We start from the raw sequence: 18,442 nt of genomic DNA, 5'->3' as shown, positions 1-18,442 counted from the left end.
GCCGATTCGGAAGTGATAGCGCCGTGAATGTTGCCGGCGTTTCTTTTTTGCTTTTAATTCCCCATGGCTGAATCGAAGGCTACCACGCCTCCTAATACGACGAATCGAGTCCGCATTGTAGTTGCGACCTCGGTAATGCTTACCTTCATTTCCTTCTGGCGAGCTGCCGCAGTCGTCCTGAACGATCTTGGTTCCTCTGCTTTCTATGCCGGTCCAATCGCCGAACAGGCGGTGGGCAAGGCTGCGCCCTGGTTCATCCTGGGAGTAATGCTGTTCGCTTTCACGGTGCGAGCGGTATACGTCGAGAGTTGCTCGATGTTTGTACGCGGCGGCGTTTACCGGGTGGTGAAAGAAGCGCTGGGGGGAGGATTAGCGAAGGTCAGCGTTTCGGCGCTTATGTTCGACTACATCCTGACAGGCCCGATCTCGGGCGTGTCCGCCGGACACTACATCAGCGGCCTGTTCAACGACCTGTTGAATACGGCACACCAGCACGGTTTCTTTCCGTACGCATGGCAGTTGAACGAGAACTACGCGGCGATGACGTTCGCTATCGCCATGACGATCTATTACTGGTGGCAGAACACCAAGGGCATCGAGGAGTCGACCGAAAAAGCCCTGAACGTGATGAAGATTGTCACGGTGATGATCGTCATCCTGCTTGGCTGGTCGTTCATAACGCTGCTGAAGGTGGGCATACACCTGCCGCCGGCGCCGATCCCGTCCAACCTGCACTTCAGTGAGGAATCGCTTGGGTTCCTGAAGCATACGGACTGGGCAAAGACGATAGGGCTGTTCGGCATCCTGGTGGCGTTCGGCCACTCTGTGCTGGCCATGAGCGGCGAAGAGACTCTGGCGCAGGTGAACCGTGAACTGGCCCATCCAAAGCTTCTAAACCTCAAAAAGGCTGCAATCGTTATTGGCGTCTACAGCCTTATGTTTACGGGACTGGTAACGCTGCTGGGCGTAATGCTTGTGCCCGACGACCTTCGGCTCACGATATACAAAGACAACCTGATTAGCGGCCTCGCGATGAGCATGTGGGGGCCGCAACTGCTCAAGCTCTTCTTCCAGGGCTTCGTGGTGGTCGTTGGCTTCCTGATGCTCTCTGGCGCGATCAACACGTCAATCATCGGCGCCAATGGCGTGCTGAACCGCATTTCGGAAGACGGCGTTCTGACCGACTGGTTCCGCAAGCCCCAAAAGAGGTTTGGCACAAGTTACCGCATCATCAACATGATCGTGATAATGCAGATACTCACGATCATTGGCAGTCGAGGCGACGTTTACCTGCTCGGCGAAGCGTATGCATTTGGCGTGATCTGGAGCTTCACGTTCAACAGCTTCTCCATGCTGGTGCTGCGCTTCAAGTACAAGGGCGAACGCGGCTGGAAGATGCCGCCGAACTTGCGCATCGGCAGCGTTGAAATCCCGGTCGGACTGGCTTCGGTGTTCCTGGTTCTGCTGGCGATAGCAATTACGAATCTGCTTACAAAGTCGATCGCGACAGTTTCCGGCCTGATCTTTACAGGCGTTTTCCTGGTGATCTTTACGGTTTCCGAGCGGATCAACATGCGGAAGTTTGCTGATAACAAGGCAAGCATGAAGGAACACTTCCAGTTGCTGCATCGGGACAGTGTCGATACGCAAACCGTCGGTATTCGCCCGGGCAGCACCCTGGTGGCCGTGCGCGATTACAACACGCTCAACCACCTGAAGTGGGTGCTCACGAACAGAAGTTCCGAGGGCCAGGACGTCGTCGTTCTCGCGGCAAGGTTGACCGGACCCGGTTCCGCCGAGTTCGATCTTTCGATGGATCAGATATTCAGCGACTACGAGCAGACACTCTTTACCCGGGCCGTGAGCGTGGCCGAGAGCTATGGCAAACATATCGACCTGCTGGTAGTTCCGGCGCGCGATGTGTGGTCGGCCATTGTACAGACGGCAAATGCGCTGGAGTCGTCGGCAATCGTGGCGGGACTGTCGAGCAAGATGACCGCACAGGAGCAGGCTCTCTACCTCGGTCGCGCCTGGGAAGCTATGCCGGAACCGAAGCGGCAGATGCTGTTCCAGGTGGTGCGTCCGGACGGCGAGGTGGATACCTTCCGCATTGGCCCGCACACGCCCGCGATGCGGACGGAAGATGTACATCTGGTCCACAGGATCTGGCTGGACGTTACTCGACTTAAGGGATTGGAGGGCGTTCACCACTCCGACCTGGTAACGATGGCACTGACGCGGTTCGCACGGGATTACACCTCCAACGACCGCGAGGGCATTGTCCGTGAGTTGAAGAAGCTGGAAGACAAGCGTACTCACAGACATGTACTCGGGCAGGGAGTGTTACCGGGCAGAACCGTCCCGGCAAGCGATGGCAAAGAACATGAAGAGCCGCCGGTCGTAGAGCCTTAAAGCAGTCTAGTGAATCGCTTGGGGAGACGCCTGCGACGATCGCGGGCGTTTGTTTTAGAATCCATTAACCCTTATCACCACTGTTCCTGGCTCCTCGGGCCGCTCAACACCCTGTCTACTCACTGCTGCTGATATCCGCTGCTCTTCGCTTGAGACGGTAGCGATTGAACTGGTGGTCGCCTACCTTGCGGCAGCTCACCCACGTCCACCAACGGAGTTCATCGGAGCGGAAGCCCGGGCCGTCAAGAATCGTCGGGCGGATTTGGGCCGTTTGACCCTCAAGACGTGGCTGATCCGGGGGGACCTGCTGGCCAACCTCAACCGGAGATACTGTCAGGAACTTCTCATCGATCAGATCGGCGCGAATCATATTTCCGTAGAGAATGGGACCGCCCTCGCACAACAAGTAACGTATGTTCAGGTCGTGCCGGAGTTTCTGCATGGCAAGGGGGAGGTCCACCCTTCCCTGCCCGCCTGCAACGATAATCTTCACACCCGGTTTCGAGGCTAGCTGTGGGGCCAGGCGATCCGCGCCCTCGGCCGTCGTCAAGATGATGGGATCGACGCGCTCGGCGTCGAAGACGGCAAAATCATCGAGTTGGAATTTGGCGAAGGCGGTCACAAAGATGTTCCTCTCGCGACCGCGATGCAGCTTGGCGCGGAGCTGCTGAAGCGGCTCTTCCATGATGCGGAAGACAGGGCCGCGCTTACGTGGCCGTCCTAGCGCAGTTTCCTGCAACAGCGTGCCGAGACCGAGCAACACGCCGTCGGCGTGCGCTCGGAGCATGTCCATAAGCCAGCGATCCTCCTCTGAGTGGGAGATGTCTGCACCGGACGCGCTGGAACCGAGTAGCGAAACAATGCCGTCGAGCGATTGGACGAAGTTGGCGTAGATCCAGGGCCGGTTGGCCGGTGGAGTCGGAAAGCCGAGCCGCCCGTAGGGTGAGTACACAGGATCGAGCAACTCGGAACGTTCACCGTGGTCGAAAAGGATTTCGAAGTCTTTCATTGGCTCAGTACCAGTAGAGTGAAGTTGTACACCAGGGCGACCGCACCTGAAATACTAGCGCACCTGCATACCAGCCCGAATACTAACTAGATCATTGAGAGCGATCGGTAAGTTGCCGTCTCGATAAGAGAGCCTGCGAGATATGCGAATTCAAAACCAGCATGGAAACCTAAAAGCGCAATTTGTGTACTGGAAACGACTAGGTGATATCAGGTTGCATCTGCCAAGGTACGGCTCACATCAAAATGCGCATGTCGTGGAAAAAGGGCAATCGGCTTTCGATGGTTAGAGAAAGCGAAGCGCGAGGGCGCGTACGCGAGATCTACGACGAATTCAAGCACGCGCTGGGTGTGCCGCATGTCAACGTAGTGATTCAGGTGTATGCCGCATTCCCGACATTTTTGGATTTGTTCTGGCGCACAACGAAGCCAGTTGCGGAAACTCAAGGTTTCTTCGACTTCGCGGAAAGATTGCGCGCGGATGCTTATACCCGGATACATAATTATTTCGACGTGCCGGACCTGTGCGAACGAACGGCGGACATGAAGTTCAGCACCGGGGCGCAGCAGGAGTTGGCGGAGGTTATCGAACTGTTTCAGTACAACAACCCGCTGCTGCTCTTGCTCGCGGCCGCCCAGATGCAAAGCTTCGATGGCCCAATCGGCGATGCGAACGCAGTCCGCAAACCCGCGCGGCATCCAGTGTTTCAAAATAAACCCATCCTCATCGAGGAAGATCAGCAACCTGCGCCAGTTCGCAAGATTTGCGATGAAATGAAACGCGCTTTCGGCATGCCGGTCGTGAATACTGATTATCAGGCGTTGGCGCGCTGGCCTGATTTTCTGCGGACGTACTGGGAAGTATTGAAGCCAACATCCGAGTCTCCGCTATTTCAGCAGTGTCGATATTCAATTCGCGAGAGCGCCTTCTCACTCTCTAGAGATTTGCCCGGCCCAATCGAATTGACGGTCGCTCAACTGAGCGAAGCAGGCATGGACGACGACGATCTCGCATCGTTGGTACGTATCACCGAGTTATTCGTTGGCGGGCTGAGCGGTCTTGTTCTCAATATCGCAATTGCAAAAATCGGCATGGAGGGCGGCAACCTGCAACAGCGCGGACACGGAAAGCGAAAGCCCGTGCCGGCAACCTCGCCAACTCGGGCCGCCTGACTTGGTCGAGCACGGATACAAGGCGACACAAGACAGCTACTGTCAAAATGTTCAAAGGCTTTTCTCTTCTCGCCAGTGTCGAATTAATCTGCTGAAACTGTGAGGTGCTGGCGCACGAACTCGATGATGCCAGGTGTGACATACTCTGGCGGTGAAATGTGGAAGGTTGGCTTACCGGCAATGAGTCTCAGTGAGACTCCCTCCCATGCCGGAAACACGTTCGAAGCCGTGTCGTGAAGAATGACGGCGGAGGCCAGGTCGAGGAAGTTGCGCGCCGAAGCTTTGAAGTCGGCAGTCGCGTAATCGAGTACCGTCAGGTATAGGTCCGGGCGCAGAAACTTCATAATGCTGTTGGATTCGATGATGACGTCCTGCGCGTCGCCGAGTTCCTTGCGCAAGCGCGGCATGGCTTCAGCGAGATAGCCTTGGCGCGTCCGCACCCACAAAACGCGCTCGGCACCGGCAATAAGAAAGCGGGATGTATCGGTATCGCCGCTGCGATCGCGCTCCTCCATGATCGCGGAGGCATGATCGTTGGTGACACAGTCACACGGCATTCCATCTGCAGAGCAGATGCCGTGACCGTACTGTGTGATCTTGATGGCTGTCCAGTGGCGGGGCAAGGCGCGGATGAGACCCACGACCAAGCTGGTCTTTCCGACACTGCGAGAGTGGCCGCCGATGACTAGAGTCGCCATGATCGTCTCGCCGGATGCTTCGTATAAGTTTAACTCTCGCTCACAATCACTTCTTGCTGGCTAAACGCGCGAGAACGGCGAGTTCCTTCAGGTACTCCTTGATGGGGCGCGCGGGCGTTCCCCAGAAGACGACGCCCTTCCCACGGATAACCTTCTTACTTGGGATGCCCGCTTGCGCGCCAAGGATCGCTCCTTCTTCGATGCGCACGTGATCGGCAATACCGACCTGCCCGCCTATCAGCACGTTATCAGCAATGTGGGAACTGCCGGAGACGCCGCTCTGCGCGGCGATGACGACATTGCGTCCCAGAAACGCGTTGTGGCCAACATGCACCATGTTATCCAGCTTCACGCCATCGCTGATAACGGTTGCTTCGAGTGCGCCGCGATCGATGGTTACGTTCGCGCCGATCTCGACGTCATTGCCGATGTCGAGACGACCGATCTGGGGAAACTTGTGGAAGCGTCCGGTGGCGGGATCTGGCACGAATCCGAAGCCATCACCGCCAAGAACAGCCCCAGCGTGAATAACCGTGCGATCGCCAATCGTCGTATGCGAATGGATCGTGACACGCGCAACGAGTTCGCAATCTTCCCCGATGGAAATATCGGCGCCGATCACGCAACCGGGACCAATCTGCGTACCCTGTCCGATTCGAACGCCTTCCGCGATGTAGCATTGCGCTCCCACGGAGACACCCGGGCCAAGAATGGCGGACGGATGCACGACGGCGCTGGGGTGCACGCCGGTGGCACGAGTGCCCGCACGCGCCAGCAAAGAGGCCGAAAGCGCGAACGCGAGACGCGGATTGGCTGCGATGAGCATAGGGCGAGCCGAGACCGACTCGGCCGCGAACGCTGCCGCAATGATGGCACCGGCTCCGGAATCGAGAGCAGATTCGAGGTAGCGGGGATCCTCGACAAAGACGAGATCGGACGATTGGGCGGACGCCATGCTGGCGATGCCGGTAATTTCGGCGTCATTCGGGTGGAGCAGTTGTAGGCCAAGCGCGTCGGCAAGGTCTTGAAGTCGCATGGAGAGGGTATATACGAACGAGACGCTTGCTTCAACTCGGGGATTGCGTGAACAGCAAGCCCTTCGCTCCGCACTGGATGACTTCTCCTGCGGGCCGGAAGTATTGGTGCAGGCGAAAGATTTTTGAATCGGAGTTCTAGTAGAGCGGAGGTTCGGCGGGCGGGCGGCTTTTCCAGCGGCGGTGGACCCAGAGCCACTGGTCAGGATGGCGGCGAACGAAGTCTTCGATAACTTTGGTGAACGTCTGCGTGTTGGCGACGGCGTCGGCCTCGTCATCACCGGAGTTGACGAGCGGTATGGCCGGTGCGAACTCGATGCGGTACTTGCCGAGTTCATCATCCCAGACGGTAAATCCGGGGACGACGGCGGCGCCTGTGCGTAGCGCTACACGTGCAGCGCCGGCGGCGGTGCAGGCCGCATGTCCGAAGTAATCCACGAATACGCCCTGCGGTGGCGTCATGTTGGTGTCCATCAGGATGCCAACAGTTTCGCCCTTGCGCATGGCGCCGATGAGTCCGCGTGCGAAGTCGCCCTTATCAAAGGTGCGGTTGCCGTGAAGTGTGCGATAGTGATCGACAAGCGTGTTGAGATAGGAATTGTCCAGTCCGCGAACCACAACGTTGAGTGGATGTCCGTACAGCGAATGGACAAACGATCCAATCTCCCATCCGCCAAGATGCGCAGTCAGGAAGATGACGCCCTTGCCTCGGTTGTGCGCGGCTTCGAAGTTCTCAAACCCTTGATAAACCGCAACGCGCGACACGTTTTCACGCGTGTAACTCGGGAACTTGCAGAACTCTGCCAGCAGGCGCCCCAGCGAACGGAATACGCCGCGAAGGATACGCCTGCGCTCGGCCAACGGCTTCTCCGGCATCGCCAGTTCGAGGTTGCGCAGGCCTACACGGCGCAGACGTCCGTGGAGTGCGTAGATCAGAAACGCGATTGTAATGGCTACGGCGCGCGACATCGGCCGAGGCAGCACCCCGAGAAGGCGCACGAACAGCCATACAGGCGCGTATTCGAGACGTTGTCGCATCAGAAAGTTGACGGTAGCACTCGCGAAAAAACAATGTCAATGCGAGACTCACGGGCTCGTCCGTAAGCGGGTCGCCCATCGCAGCGCAAAAGCGAATCTATGGAAGGACGGCGAGAGAAAATCAGACGCCGTTACGCTCACCATGACGCGTGTTCTGAATTGACTTGTCAGCAATCTGAGGCGGCGTCTGTGCCGCCTCTCTCGTCGCAGGAACCGTGCCGCTATGACTTTGGCTGCGCTGGCGCCGGGGGTGTTCTGGCTACGCTGATTGGCGCGTACTTGTTCAGCGTATCGATCCACGGCTGTGCGTCGGCTGGAATCGGTTGCAGGTTTCCGGTTAGTAGTGTGCGGAACGGAACCATGCGTCCGTAGAAGGCGCGAGTGTCGTCCTGGTGTTGCTTGATCACGTTGCCGTTGAGCGTGATGCCGGCAAAGACTCCGCGCGCGCGCGAATAGGTAAGCACCTGCGCCCGTAATTTCCAGTCGGTGGCACCCTCGGCGTGACGTCCGACAGGACCGGCAGCGACGGACGCGTCCGCGCCAAGCTTGAACTTGCTGGAAAGCAGGTTACGCATGCCATTCTCATTCATGATGAGCATGACGAGATCGACCGCCTGTCCGCCGATCTGAAGACCGAAGCTTCCGCCCTCCATTTTGAAGAATGCCGGTGCGCTCCAGCCCTTGGCCGTGCGGCAACTGGCCACGCCCTTGCCATAGGAAGCGCCAAGCACAAAGCCTCCCTTCATCAGGGATGGAACCACGGCGACACACTCGGCGGAGCCGAGGACTTCCTCAGGAATCCCCGCATCCGGAGCACCCATAATCTCGTTCAGGATTGTGACTGCGGACTCAAGTCGTTCAACATTGTCAACGCGGTCGGCGGCAAAGAGGTTGGCGGAGATGAGGAGGACGGCGAATAACAGAATGCATCTTTTCATTTTTACGACACCCCAAAAAACTCTGCTCGGCTCGAAGGGTTGAATCTGACGGAACGAGCCTCTTACCCATCTTACGTTGATTAGACCGCGCTGGGTGGGAAGACGTTAGCGAGCGTTACGTTTACTCTTCTGAGACCTGGCGCAGAAACGCGAAAGGGTTGCACCGGTGACCCTCGTTACCGGCGCAACCCCATCTCCCAGGTTCTGTGGTAGGTGAAGCGAGTATGGGGCATGGAGTGCCCTGCCACAAGGTAACTAAGAACGCTGCCTGCAAGTACACGGGAACTATGGAACAAAAGTAACCTCCTGAAACAAGGCGTGTGCCGCGCGAACGCGGCACACAGGGGGAGAACGCCTTATTTTGAAGTGACCAGGGAATGGGTGATGGCGTGAACGGAGAGCGCTATGCGATTCTGCACGCCGACCTTGCGCATCAGTTTGGCAACGTGCGCCTTGACGGTGCGTTCTTCGATCCCAAGCGAGGAGCCGATCTCTTTATTGGAGCGCCCAGCGACGAGAAGTTCGAGTACTTCTTTTTCGCGGTCGGTAAAGACGACGCGACCGGCGGGAAAGATTCGACCGGGAGACGTCGTGACACGCTCGATGAAGGTGGATAGCACGCGTCGTGGCGCCCAGACAGACCCCTGGTGGACCATTTTCATGGCCTGCACAAACTCAGCCGGGGTCGCTGCCTCATCGACATAGCCCTTTGCGCCAGCCGCTAAGGCCTTGAGAATCATTTCATCCTCTGCGCCTGATCCGGTGACGATGATACGCAGATCGGGGCGCGAGGCCTTGAGCGATGCCATCACGTCGAACAGATTCTGTGCGCCGCGACTGCCGACAAGGATTAAATCGACATTCACACGCGTGGCGATTTCGGCCATCGTGGATGCGACGAGTTCAAACTCAGGCTCGGAGTCGAAGAGCGCCCGGAAACCGATGAAGCGCAGGGGATCACTTTCGACGACTGCGATGCGGATTTGCGGTTTCTTAGCGGTAGCCGGTTTCATGTTGTGCCTCAGGTGCGCGTTAGCATAGCCTTTCCCGTGCCTATTTGGGAAGAAGGTGTATGCCTTAGGCCAATGATCGATGGTCCATGTACTATCGCGACGGTGCCACATTCACAGTCGCGAATGTGCATCTAAGCTGCTGTTTGGAGGGGTGAGGCATGGTTCTTAAGGTGAAGGCAGTCGCCATTGTGCTTGTATTGGCGAGTCTGGCGGTAGCGCAGGAATACGCGGCGAAATTCCCCGGAGATCCGGCACGATCCAATTCCGAGGCTGCTGCGCTGGGCTACATGCGCGTGGTGGTGAACGCGCAACGCGAATACAAAAAGCGCCACAACACGTATGCGACTTCGCTGACCGGCCTGGTCGGCCAGGGATCATTCACCAAACGGATGACGGACCCGAACCGTGGCGATTACCTTGCGAGGTTCAAGTCGAGCGGGAAGGATTTCTCGCTATCTATGACGCCTAAGGCACAGATTGACGCGACACATCGGGCGTTCATCGTCGATGAACGTGGCACGATTCGTGCCGAGGAAGAAAAGGCAGCTACGGCGGAGTCGCAGGCCGTGAAGCGCTGAAGTTATCTGCCGCTCGCGGTGCGCATCTCCCGCTCGGCTGGGCGCTGATTGTTGTAGCCATCGGAATAGCCGAGTTCGTATCCGAGCGCAAATGCCCTGCAGTAGGGGTTGGCTGTGTCCTGTTGAACCTGTTGGGGCGCTTCGCACGTCGCGCCTTCAGGGCGGAAGTTGGCAGCCGCTCGGCCATCGTTCAGTCCGACATCACGCCCCCGGTTGTATCCGGCAAAAAACGCCTGATCGAAATTGCTATCGGGACGGGTCGGGTCTCCCGTGACACCGGCGAGTTCGCGGACTAAGCCGCGAGACTCTCTGGCGGCGCGGAATTCACGACCGCCACGAGAATCTAAATAGCCTACTCGAAAGCCCTGCTCGTATCCCCGATCGAAAAGATTGCGATTGCCAAAATTAGATTGGAAATGTGAGTGCGCCGCTTTGAAATCTTTGATCTTCTGCACGTCGCGGGCATCGCGCCCCATGTGCAAATCCAGGTCTCCGAAGTGGAAGCCACGCTCGTATCCATGAATGTAACCGTGCGCAAAAGCGGAGCGGCGGTAGATGGGACTGGCGGGGTCCAGTGTGAGATGTGAATCTTCTTGGGCCACGCTGCAAGGCAGGGGCAGTAGCGCCAGGACGAGCAGCCCGGGAAGACAACGAAACCGCAAGCAGAACACGGCGAATCTCCTGCTCTTGAGATGTGGGAATCCCTGAGCTAGATGTCACGCGGGCCGACTGTGTCAACCCATTCGGAGACTCCGGCGAGCACGGCTTCTCGCTTGCGGCGTGCCGAGGCTGATGTCTGTGGCCTTACCATCGTGGTAGGTGACCGTGACGGGATTTCCGCCATTGGGATAACTGAGCACCCGGTCCCCTGCAGCGTTCTTGCCAAGCGTGCCATAGCCAACGGCGAAACTGGCCTGAAGCTCATTCATACCAGGCTTGACTTCGTGACGGGCGATGGCGTCCCACACCTCGGACGACCAATGCTTGTATAAGTCGTGCGGGTCCTGCAGGAAGAGGATTTCATCAGCATAAATGTTGTAGTCATCCCCGCGACGAATACCGATGGGAATACTGAATCGGCGACCATCCTTCTCGAAGACGGCCATGACCTGGTATTCGACGACCTTTATGCGCTGGCCACTTGGCGTTGTGAGTGTCTGGCCGACACCGCGCTCGTTCACCACGGCTACGAAGTTGAGTTTTTCGATGGGGCCGAGCGTCCCGGCAGGGTGCTGGAAATCTGTTCGGCTCGCGTATGGGTAAAATACGTAGCGATAGCCTTCACGCACCCAGGCGGGCCCTTTGGTCAGTTCCCTGGCCGACTTCAGATCGTAGGCATGCAGCTTCTTGGGAACGACATAGTAGTCGGGATTGAGTGCGCCTGAGGTTTGCCTGGCCGGCTCGGCGGGATGCCGACTGCGAAAGATGATGAGAACCCTTACGGCTGCCAAAATGAGCGCAATGAGCAGCACGATCTGAATCAGTCGCTTCGTGGTAATTTCCAACTTTCTTCCCCCTGATGGCGCTTGCGGCGGTTCCCCAAACGTGAGATGCACGTAACAGTTTATCCTGCTGCGCCCTAAGGGTTTATTGTCCGCCAGTCTAAGCTTTCTTGCGCATATGCGATGTGCCGATTCCAGCGCAAACTGCCATTACCTTTTACCCCAAAGCAACTGAGTTCGTTCGCTGCTCTGCACAAAATCCTGGGGGACTGATGCAACGGAGAGAGCGAAGTCAGGTTTTGGAGAACCTATCTCCCCGACGGCTAAACGGCCTTCGGGGAGAGCAGGTTTTCAAAACGACCGAACCTGGCCGGCGAGCGTTTGAATGCTTAAGGGTGTAGCAACACAGATGCTTTGCCACCCGCAGCCTCGACGCTCCTTTGTCGCATCCACCTTGGCGCTCGTTCTTTTATTGCTCTCAGGGCTCACGACACTCGGGCAGAACGCATCTCGCACTCCTTACGACAAAGAACTTGAAACCATTCAGAAGCAGTTCGCTTCGGATGCCGGCGTGGCGACCAAGGCCGTGCTGCTGGCCCGAGGGTACGAACTTCGCGAACTGGTAAGCGATCGCACAGCACTGGAGCGGTGGTTGCAATCCGTCGCCACCGGGAATGAAGAGGCGCTGGTACGCGACGAAGCGCAGCGACTGGCTCTGCTGGCGGCACGCCAAAGGGGCGAGCGCCGCGACGTAGAAAAGCGCTCGCCGTCGATCCTGCTGGTGGCAAAAAAAGCAGTCGAGGAGATGAAGTCGGCTGAGACGCTGGAGACGTTGGGTCACCTGGAGCAGGCGTCCGGCGATAACGAAGCGTTGCATCACTTTGAGGCTGCGGCGCACATGGCTCCCACGCCAGAGCGATGGTTATCAGTGGCGCGCGTTTGCGCAAATCAGTTGTGCCGCTTCTCTGCCCTGCAGAATGCGTCGCGGCTGGCGCCCAATAATCCGAAGGTGCAGCTGGCGACCGCCGAGTACTACATCTCGCGGGAGCAGGTGGAAAAAGCCAGAAACCTGCTGGCCGCCGCTCTGCGCTCTGAGCCCAACGACTTCGTCGCCCGAAAACGGTTGGCCGACATTTATGGCAGCGTGGGTTTGTTTAAGCAGGCGTTGGCGGAATACGAACGGCTGGCGCGCGACTTTCCTGTGCCGCTGTGGCTGCATCGGGAACTGGCTATCGCATTCGAGAGAGCTGGACAACTCGAGCACGCAACGCGGTTGGCCGAAGCAGCTTTCGCCGAAAACCGCGAGGGCGCGGTTGAGCGTAGTTTACTGGCGCGCCTTTATGAGCACCGTCGCGACGCGACCGGCGCACGGAAGTTTTATGAACGCATCGCGCTGATGGACTCCTCAGACGCCAGCGCACTATCGCAGATGGCACGTTTGCGTCTGGACGAGGGAGATGCTGCCGGTGCAGAGCGGCAACTGAGGGCCGGGGTGGCAACGCATCCTGACAACGCCTTGCTTCGTCAGGAACTGGCGGAACTACTGGTGCTCCAAAGGCGCAACCGTGAGGCCGAACGGGAACTGAAGAGCGCGGCCCTGACGAATCCGAATGCCGTGGGCTTACGCGAACGGATCGCCTGGCTCGGTGCGGTGAGCAGCGTCGAAGACACAGAGGCGGCTTACCTCGCAGACTTCGACCAGGTGAAGTCGAACGCACAGGGCATGAGCGGCCCGCATGACAGCGTGGTTGCGCTAGACAACGTGATCGCGCTGGCCGATGTGCGTGTCGACCGCGTCCAGCAGAATGGCCTGGCCTCGGCGCGTGTCCAGCAGATATTCAAGGTGATGAACGCGCAAGGCGCGCGAGAGTTCGGCACGAGGGCCGTGCAATATTCGCCAGCATCGGAGTCGCTGGAAATCCTGCGAGCGAGAGTGCACAAACAGGATGGCCGGATGATCGAAGCCGAGGAGGGTGGCGAAACATCGGTGGCAGACACGGGCGTTTCGATGTACTACGACGTGCGCTCGCGAGTGCTCCGCTTCCCTTCGCTGGAAGCAGGCGACCTAATCGAATTGGATTACCGAGTGTCGCCCGAGAGCGAGACAAATCCCTATGGCGACTACTACGGCGGGCTGACGCTATTCCGGGGCACCATGTCGACAAAGCTGAAGCGCTACGTGCTCCTGACTCCAGCCGAGCGGAATTTCCACGTAGTGGAAACTCGCATGCCACATTCGGCGAGCGTGACGGTCGCGGGCGGCGAACGCATTTACACGTGGGAAGCGCGAGATCTTGCGGCTCTGCCCAACGAGCCACGCAGCCCATCTGCAACGGAGATCGCGCCCTACATCTCCGTTTCAACCTTCAGCAATTGGGATGAACTGGGCAAGTGGTACGCGGAACTTGTGCGTCCGCAGTTCACGCTGGATGCTGCGCTTCGCGAGGTGGCGAAGCGAATCTCTGCTGAGAACCCCGAAGAACTGGCGCGCATTCACGCCATCCATCAACTGGTGCTTCGGAACACGCACTACGTGGCTCTCGAGTTCGGGATATACAGCTACAAGCCTTATCCGGTGAGCCAGATCTACGCGCGGCGTTTTGGCGATTGCAAAGACAAGGCTAGCCTGATGATCGCGTTGATGCGGGCGGTAGGCGTCGACGCCGAACTGGCGATGGTGCGCACTCGGCGCATGGGAGAGATTAACGAGCAGGTTGCGTCCATCGCGCCGTTCAATCACGCGATCGTTTACCTGCCGAAGTACGGACTGTGGCTGGACGGCACGGCGGAATATTCCGGCGCGCGCGAGCTTCCGCTCGAAGACCAGGGTGCGATGGCTCTGACGGTGAGCGCCGATGGCCGCACGCAGATGCACCGGATTCCGGTGACAACACCGGAGGACAACTACACGCATCGCGCGATACGGGCGGAAATTCGGCGCGACGGAACGATGCAGTTTTCCGGAACGGTGTACACACGTGGCGAGGACGCTCCGGGCTTGCGTCGCGAATACGAAGTTGCCGAGCGACAGCGAGAATCGATACGCGCCTCACTGGCCGAAGTATTTCCGACCGTGAAAGTGGAGAACGTGGAAGTGGACGGCGCGGCTGACCTCGAGAAAGACGTCACAGTCAAATTCAGCGGCGCGCTTGATGCTTTCTCCGGACGCTCATCGATGGCATTGACTGGTACGTGGATGCGGCGAGGGTATCTGCAAACGCTGGCTCCGCTGGGCGAGCGCACGCAAGACCTTCTGCTGCCGGCACCGTGGACCACAGAAGAAGAGTTGCAGTTCGCGTTGCCCGAGGGCACTGTGCGAGTGGAACTTCCGCAGGAGACGCGACTGGACAGCAAGTTCGGTTCGGCGGTGTTGAGGTATGACCGGCGTGGCTCGCAGGTGATAGTACGCACGCTGGTTCAGTTCCGGCAGATTCGAATCACGCCCGCAGAGTACGCCGAGTTTCGTGAGTTCTGTGCCGCCGTGGAACGGGGGTTCCGGCAGGAGGTGAAGGTGACGTTGCGATGAGAAGCCGCCTGATAGTGACGGTAATCACGCTGTGTATTTCGTTGGCGGCCATGGCGCAGTCTGGCGCAGGCGCAGGCAAGGCCCCGTCGAAACGTACACCGCGGAGCCAGTCCCAAAAGGCGAGTGAGGCTCTGTTCGTGCGCTCAGATATCGAGCAGGCGAAGCGCCTGGCGGCTGCCGCGCTGCGCAGGAATGCCGGCGATGCGCGTGCGCTCTTCGTACGCATGGAAGCCGCCGCGCTCGAGGCTGACGACGCGACTGTGCTGGATTCCGCGGTGCGCCTGTGCGCAAGCAGAGCAGCAGGCCCAGACGTGAAGGAGATTGCCGCTGCACGCATTCGTGACCTTGCGGCGAACACGAAGGACTTTCGGCGGGTGATGCCGCAGGTACGCAGGCTCGCGCGGGGAGCGGGGCCGCAAAGCGACTCATTGCGCTTCGCGCTGGTGAATGCGGCGTCCGATGGAGCGCCGGAACTGGACCTGCTGCTGCAATCGCGAGACTCCGGCCTGCTTACGGACTGGAAGATTGTAGGTCCGCTGGGAAAGCGGCCACATGCGGACTTCGACCGGAAGTTCGAGCCCGAGACTGACGGATTGAACAAGAGCCGTTACGGAAACCAGCGAAGCGAGTTCTTCCAGTTCGCAAACGGCAAAGTGCTGCTGCCCGAGTACATGACCCAGCAGGGAGTGTTCTATGCCGCTGCGGATGTGAGCGTACGCTCCGGCGGAGAATGGCGCGTGCGGGTAGAAAGCGCGGGAACGCTTCAGGTATGGATCGATGGGCGGTTGGTGGTGACGCGCGACGACCGTCGCAGAGCGCAGCCGGAAGTGATCATTCAGCCGCAGCACCTGTCGCTCGGCACACATCGCGTTCTGGTGAAGTTCGTTGGGACAGCGGCCCCGTTTCGTGTCGCCATCATGGCGCCTTCGGGCGGCTTGCGCCGGCGCAACAACAAGCCGATGATGCACGCCGGCCCTGAATCCGAATACGTCATGGCAAGTCTGCCCCACTGGCGCGGAGACTCCGTGGAGGCTCTGCGGCGACTGACGGCTTTGGCCGCGACACGCAGTTCCACAAGCGTACAGTTCGCTCTGGCGAACGCCTGGGCAGGCTCATCGCATCAGGAAGAGGTTGGGACGGAGGAACGCTTTGCTTTAACGTCAGCGCTGAAACTGGCACCTTCCGCGACGGCCGTTCGCGTGAAGCTGGCGTCGCACGCATTTGACGCGGAGCGAAACGATGAGGCGATAGCGCAGCTCAAGGAAGCACTGACGAGAGCGCCGAAATCGGAGCGAGCGCTTGCCCTGCTGTCGCGCGTTGCCGTCCGCATGAACTGGACGGCGGAGGCGATTGGCGCCTTCGATCAACTCGCGCGGATGCATCCCTCGTGCGACACGGTTCGCGAAGCTGCCTTGTACTTTTCGTCAGCACAGCAGTTCCGAAGAGCGACAGCCCTGGAACCGAAAATGGCCGGCTGCGCGCCGGCCTCTTTAACGCTTGCGAGATGGCTAGCGGATGCGGGCCGGCACAATGAAGCGGCCGACGAGGCCTCGCGCGTGAGGCACAAAAGCAAGCTGAACCGCGATGCCGTGGCGCTGGAAATGCGCGAGAGAGCGCTCGCGGGCGAACAGATAAAGGCACAGCAACTGGCGCGTGAATTGGCCGATCTGGCCCCGAACTCCGCGCCATTCGCGGCACTCGCGAAGTCGTATGCGGACGGGATTCTCAATGCGCAGCCTCGCGCAGAAGGTTTCGACACGGAGTCGGAGTTCTTTGCAAAATACAGGCGAGATGGTTCGGCATTGGTGCGCGATGCGGCAGCCAGGACGTACTCGGGCGGTCCTGCGGTCCTGCTGCTGAACGACAAAGTCTCAATGCTGCGCGAAGACGGCAGCGGCGCGGTTTACGTGCACAAGATCACGCGCGTGCTGAACCGCGACGGCATTGTGCGTCACGGCGAGGTAAAGATTCCGCAGGGCGCACGTCTCCTCGAGTTACGCACGATTAAAAGCGACCTGACGATAGCCGAGCCGGAATTCCACCAGCACAAGGCAACAATCTCGATGCCGGCGCTCGCGCCCGGCGATGCTATCGAGCAAGAGTACGTGATTCCGTTCTCCGCACCGGAAGCGCTGATCTCGCACGCCGCCGATTTTGAGTTTACGTTTGGCTCATTCACGGAGCCGATCCTGTACTCACGCTTTGTCTTGATAAGTCCAGCTTATATGCGAGTCTCCGAGGTGAACGGCGCGCCCACGATGAAGTCGTCCGCTACGGTAGACGGAGTTCTGACGCGCGTATGGGAACAGAACGAAATAGCGCAGTTCCCACAGGAGCCGTCGCTGCCGAAACGTGCTCTGCTGGCGACGGTTCGCCCGGAGACGCCGGAAGACGAGACGGCAATGATACGCGGCAATGCCATGGAAGCTGTACTCCAGGCGTCTCGCGTCGGCATTCGCGCGGAAATGGTCGCCAAGAAGCCGGCAAGCGCCCACGGGCGGGAAAACGATGAGCGGGAGACGGCGCGGGCGGCGTTGCGTTACGTCACGGCGAAGGTCAAGCCCGATAACAGCAGCTTCGCCAAGGGCGAAGTGACGGACGCCGAGGAGTCGCTGGCGAGTGGAGAGGGGAGCCGCACGGCCACGCTGCTGGCTGTAGCGAGGGCTGCAGGGCTTAATGCCGACCTGGCGATGGCTCGCTCTGCAGGCACGAGTGCAACGGCGTTCAACAAGCCGCTGGTGCTGTTCCGATTCTCCACGGGCGATGTGGTCGTTGACGCCGAAATGGATGGAATGCCTTTCGGCGCGACGATGCCGGATGTGGACCGCAGCAAGGCCCTGCAGTTCCGCTTGAGTGCGCTCGGCCGGCAAAATGCTTCCACCCTGGCACCACTTCCCCCTTCTACTTTCGACGAGCGCAGCGTGGCACAAGCGGAAGTGAACTTCGACCGGACGGGTACATTCACGGCGCGCGTAATCATCACGATGTCGCCGTGGCGCGGGGCACAGATGAGGAACGTTCTGCGCGGGATCGCACCGGCGGAGCGCCCGCGCTTCTACGAGCAGTTGGCCATGCGACTATTCGCCGGTGCGACCGGCACGGCGGGCGAAGTGCGCAACGAACTGGATGCGGACCAGCCGCTGACCATTACGGTGACATGCCGCTCACCGCACTATCTGGACTTCTCCAGGCAGCAAATCGATATCGACCAACTCGCTCCTGCACTAGGGTTGCGGCGCATGTACGCGACGTCCGCACAGCGACGCTTCCCTATGTACATAGACTCGCTCTTGTTTGAGACCTCTACCTTCCGAGTGCGCCTGCCCGAAGGCGTGAAGGTAGCACGCACGGCACCGGACTTCGCGCTAACAACCGAGTTCGGCAGCTATGGAGTGACCTTCCGCTTGCTCTCGCCCTCAGAGTTGGAGATTCGGCGCGAGTTTTACATTCCGACGCAGGTGATCGAGACTGCGCAATACGCATCGTTCAGCAGTTTCGCTAATCAAATCGAGGACGCGGAGCGACAGCGCCTGACTCTGGAAATTGCTCGCGGCAGTGCGCCTGCGGCATCGGTGCGCTAGA

At 59.1% G+C, this 18,442-nt stretch carries 13 protein-coding genes; 5 read left to right on the top strand and 8 right to left on the bottom strand.

Translation table 11 applies throughout. The annotated features are described in order from the left end of the window. Positions 1 to 63: 63 nt before the first annotated feature. Positions 64 to 2,412 (top strand): APC family permease, encoded by a 2,349-nt coding sequence (locus tag VN622_15615; protein HWR37288.1) that lies wholly within the window; start codon positions 64 to 66, stop codon positions 2,410 to 2,412. A gap of 115 nt (positions 2,413 to 2,527) precedes the next feature. On the opposite strand, the gene VN622_15610 is transcribed toward VN622_15615, so the two are convergent. Then, positions 2,528 to 3,421: a dihydrofolate reductase family protein gene (locus tag VN622_15610; GenBank protein HWR37287.1), complete on the bottom strand. Its 894-nt coding sequence runs from the start codon at positions 3,419 to 3,421 to the stop codon at positions 2,528 to 2,530. Positions 3,422 to 3,672: 251 nt separating this feature from the next. Between VN622_15610 and VN622_15605 the strand changes: the two genes are divergently transcribed. Further along, complete coding sequence (locus tag VN622_15605; GenBank protein ID HWR37286.1) at positions 3,673 to 4,593, top strand: halocarboxylic acid dehydrogenase DehI family protein; 921 nt, start codon at positions 3,673 to 3,675, stop codon at positions 4,591 to 4,593. 83 nt (positions 4,594 to 4,676) lie between these two features. Here VN622_15605 and VN622_15600 read toward each other — a convergent pair whose 3' ends face one another. From VN622_15600 to VN622_15580, 5 genes are all read right to left on the bottom strand, one after another. Beyond that, positions 4,677 to 5,291, bottom strand: coding sequence for a hypothetical protein (locus VN622_15600; protein ID HWR37285.1), 615 nt, complete (start codon positions 5,289 to 5,291; stop codon positions 4,677 to 4,679). A gap of 46 nt (positions 5,292 to 5,337) precedes the next feature. Beyond that, positions 5,338 to 6,327 carry a UDP-3-O-(3-hydroxymyristoyl)glucosamine N-acyltransferase gene (gene lpxD, locus VN622_15595; protein ID HWR37284.1) on the bottom strand — a complete coding sequence of 330 codons (990 nt, stop codon included), beginning with the start codon at positions 6,325 to 6,327 and terminating at the stop codon, positions 5,338 to 5,340. Positions 6,328 to 6,463: 136 nt separating this feature from the next. Further along, positions 6,464 to 7,363, bottom strand: coding sequence for a lysophospholipid acyltransferase family protein (locus VN622_15590; protein HWR37283.1), 900 nt, complete (start codon positions 7,361 to 7,363; stop codon positions 6,464 to 6,466). Between the two features lie 221 nt (positions 7,364 to 7,584). Continuing rightward, on the bottom strand, positions 7,585 to 8,301 hold the full coding sequence (locus tag VN622_15585; GenBank protein ID HWR37282.1) for a lipid-binding SYLF domain-containing protein: 717 nt from the start codon (positions 8,299 to 8,301) through the stop codon (positions 7,585 to 7,587). 356 nt (positions 8,302 to 8,657) lie between these two features. Continuing rightward, the gene (locus VN622_15580; protein HWR37281.1) at positions 8,658 to 9,314 is read right to left on the bottom strand and encodes a response regulator transcription factor; all 657 of its coding nucleotides are present in this window, start codon (positions 9,312 to 9,314) and stop codon (positions 8,658 to 8,660) included. 158 nt (positions 9,315 to 9,472) lie between these two features. Here VN622_15580 and VN622_15575 point away from each other — a divergent pair, with 158 nt between their 5' ends. Beyond that, positions 9,473 to 9,892 carry a hypothetical protein gene (locus VN622_15575; GenBank protein HWR37280.1) on the top strand — a complete coding sequence of 140 codons (420 nt, stop codon included), beginning with the start codon at positions 9,473 to 9,475 and terminating at the stop codon, positions 9,890 to 9,892. 2 nt (positions 9,893 to 9,894) lie between these two features. On the opposite strand, the gene VN622_15570 is transcribed toward VN622_15575, so the two are convergent. Both VN622_15570 and VN622_15565 read right to left on the bottom strand, forming a co-directional pair. Then, positions 9,895 to 10,554, bottom strand: coding sequence for a hypothetical protein (locus tag VN622_15570; GenBank protein HWR37279.1), 660 nt, complete (start codon positions 10,552 to 10,554; stop codon positions 9,895 to 9,897). A gap of 72 nt (positions 10,555 to 10,626) precedes the next feature. Next, entirely contained in the window at positions 10,627 to 11,397 is a 771-nt protein-coding gene (locus tag VN622_15565; GenBank protein ID HWR37278.1) for a hypothetical protein, read from the bottom strand. Positions 11,398 to 11,719: 322 nt separating this feature from the next. Between VN622_15565 and VN622_15560 the strand changes: the two genes are divergently transcribed. Together VN622_15560 and VN622_15555 are read left to right on the top strand one after the other, a co-directional pair. Further along, complete coding sequence (locus VN622_15560; protein ID HWR37277.1) at positions 11,720 to 14,860, top strand: DUF3857 domain-containing protein; 3,141 nt, start codon at positions 11,720 to 11,722, stop codon at positions 14,858 to 14,860. Beyond that, the gene (locus tag VN622_15555) at positions 14,857 to 18,441 is read left to right on the top strand and encodes a hypothetical protein (protein ID HWR37276.1); all 3,585 of its coding nucleotides are present in this window, start codon (positions 14,857 to 14,859) and stop codon (positions 18,439 to 18,441) included. Before VN622_15560 ends, VN622_15555 begins: the two co-directional genes overlap by 4 nt. Position 18,442: the final 1 nt, after the last annotated feature.

It is taken from the genome of Clostridia bacterium (genome assembly GCA_035561135.1).
GTDB lineage: Bacteria > Acidobacteriota > Terriglobia > Terriglobales > Acidobacteriaceae > DATMYA01.
This window is presented reverse-complemented; position numbering and strand designations above follow the sequence as displayed.

Excerpts from the sequence above, each read along its gene's own strand:
- VN622_15615 (HWR37288.1), top strand. The coding sequence starts at position 64 with ATGGCTGAATCGAAGGCTACCACGCCTCCTAATACGACGAATCGAGTC.
- VN622_15610 (HWR37287.1), bottom strand. The coding sequence starts at position 3,421 with ATGAAAGACTTCGAAATCCTTTTCGACCACGGTGAACGTTCCGAGTTG.
- VN622_15605 (HWR37286.1), top strand. The coding sequence starts at position 3,673 with ATGTCGTGGAAAAAGGGCAATCGGCTTTCGATGGTTAGAGAAAGCGAA.
- VN622_15600 (HWR37285.1), bottom strand. The coding sequence starts at position 5,291 with ATGGCGACTCTAGTCATCGGCGGCCACTCTCGCAGTGTCGGAAAGACC.
- lpxD (HWR37284.1), bottom strand. The coding sequence starts at position 6,327 with ATGCGACTTCAAGACCTTGCCGACGCGCTTGGCCTACAACTGCTCCAC.
- VN622_15590 (HWR37283.1), bottom strand. The coding sequence starts at position 7,363 with ATGCGACAACGTCTCGAATACGCGCCTGTATGGCTGTTCGTGCGCCTT.
- VN622_15585 (HWR37282.1), bottom strand. The coding sequence starts at position 8,301 with ATGAAAAGATGCATTCTGTTATTCGCCGTCCTCCTCATCTCCGCCAAC.
- VN622_15580 (HWR37281.1), bottom strand. The coding sequence starts at position 9,314 with ATGAAACCGGCTACCGCTAAGAAACCGCAAATCCGCATCGCAGTCGTC.
- VN622_15575 (HWR37280.1), top strand. The coding sequence starts at position 9,473 with ATGGTTCTTAAGGTGAAGGCAGTCGCCATTGTGCTTGTATTGGCGAGT.
- VN622_15560 (HWR37277.1), top strand. The coding sequence starts at position 11,720 with ATGCTTAAGGGTGTAGCAACACAGATGCTTTGCCACCCGCAGCCTCGA.
- VN622_15555 (HWR37276.1), top strand. The coding sequence starts at position 14,857 with ATGAGAAGCCGCCTGATAGTGACGGTAATCACGCTGTGTATTTCGTTG.